This window comes from Salipiger marinus, from assembly GCF_900100085.1.
Lineage (GTDB): Bacteria > Pseudomonadota > Alphaproteobacteria > Rhodobacterales > Rhodobacteraceae > Salipiger > Salipiger marinus.
This window is the reverse complement of the sequence record NZ_FNEJ01000093.1, coordinates 1-1,541: the sequence shown is the minus strand read 5'-3', so window position 1 is coordinate 1,541 and position 1,541 is coordinate 1. Positions and strand designations below refer to the sequence as shown.

General features: G+C 62.0%; 1 protein-coding gene. It reads left to right on the top strand.

Translation table 11 applies throughout. The features are described from left to right. Positions 1-79: 79 nt before the first annotated feature. A complete protein-coding gene (locus tag BLR51_RS27020; protein WP_089852614.1) occupies positions 80-1,465 on the top strand; it encodes an IS1182 family transposase in 1,386 nt (461 codons plus the stop codon). Positions 1,466-1,541: the final 76 nt, after the last annotated feature.

Here is a 1,541-nt window from a genome sequence, read left to right as displayed (position 1 = left end):
TATTCCGTTGAAAAACTCCGCTTGCCTGAAGAGCTGGCCGCTGATTCAATTTGGCTGCGGCAGCTTGAGGTTAACGGCGATGATGGGGTCCCGGCAGGAAGCGCAAGGCGCTCTGTTCTACGAGTTCTCGATCGAAGCGCATGTGCCGCCAGACCATCTGCTCCGATCTGTGGATCGGTTCGTCGATCTGACCGGCATCCGCCAGCACCTGGCCCCGTTCTACAGCTCCACGGGGCGGCCGTCGGTCGATCCGGAACTGATGATCCGCATGCTTCTGGTCGGCTACATCATGGGCATCCGGTCCGAACGCCGTCTCTGCGAAGAGGTTCACCTCAACCTTGCCTATCGCTGGTTCTGCCGTCTCGATCTGACCGTCCCGGTCCCGGATCATTCGACGTTCTCCAAGAACCGGCACGGCCGCTTCCGTGACAGCGACCTGTTGCGCCATCTGTTCGAGACGGTGGTAGCGCGCTGTATCGCGGAGGGATTGGCCAGCGGTCAGCGCCTCGCCGCGGATGCCAGCATCATTCAGGCCGACGCGAACCGGCAGAACTCGACGCCGAAGTCAGACTGGCAGTCGGGCAGCATCGACCCTGAAGAGGCGCCCCGGGCTGTCAGGGAATACCTGGAAACGCTCGATGACGCCGCCTTCGGTGCAGCGAGCCCGGTCGAGCCGAAGTTCACCTCCCATTCCGATCCTGCTTCGCAATGGACCGGGGCTCGGGGAGGCCCGGCCTACTTTGCCTATTCCACCAACTACCTGATCGATACCGACAACGGCGTGATCCTTGATGTGGAGGCCACCCGGTCGATCCGCCAGGCCGAGGTTGGATCGGTGCGGACCATGATCGACCGGGTGAACGATACCTTCGGCATCGCACCGGAACGGCTGATCGCCGATACCGCCTATGGCACCGGCGTCATGCTGGACTGGCTGGATCAGCAGCGCGGCATCGCACCCCATATCCCGGTGTTCGACAAGTCAGCGCGTAGGGATGGGACATTCGAGCGCGCCGACTTCAACTATGATGTCGAGAGCGATGTCTACACCTGCCCGGGCGGCAAGGAATTGAAGCAAAGCCGCCGGACCTTCGCGAAACCCCGGGAGAAGACGCCGGATGAGCATGGCATGCTTCGCTATCGGGCAAGCAAGGCCGATTGCGATGCCTGCGGGCTGAAAGCGCGTTGCTGCCCCAAGACGCCCTCGCGGAAAATCCTCCGTTCGATCTTCGAGCCCTCCCGGGATCGGGCGCGTGCGATTGCTCAGACGCCCGACTACGCGATCTCCTGCAAGCTCCGGAAGAAGGTGGAGATGCTCTTCGCGCATTTGAAGCGAATTCTGGGCCTCAACCGTCTCCGATTGCGAGGCCCGAGCGGCGCACGAGATGAATTCCACCTCGCAGCCACCGCACAGAACCTCCGGAAGCTCGCAAAGCTCCTTCCGACCCCACCGGTCTCCTGTTGAGGTAGGATAGGCACAGGCACCTCAAATCCTGGGCGAGGGTCAACGCGATCGCCGAGCCGAGTTTTTCAACGGAATA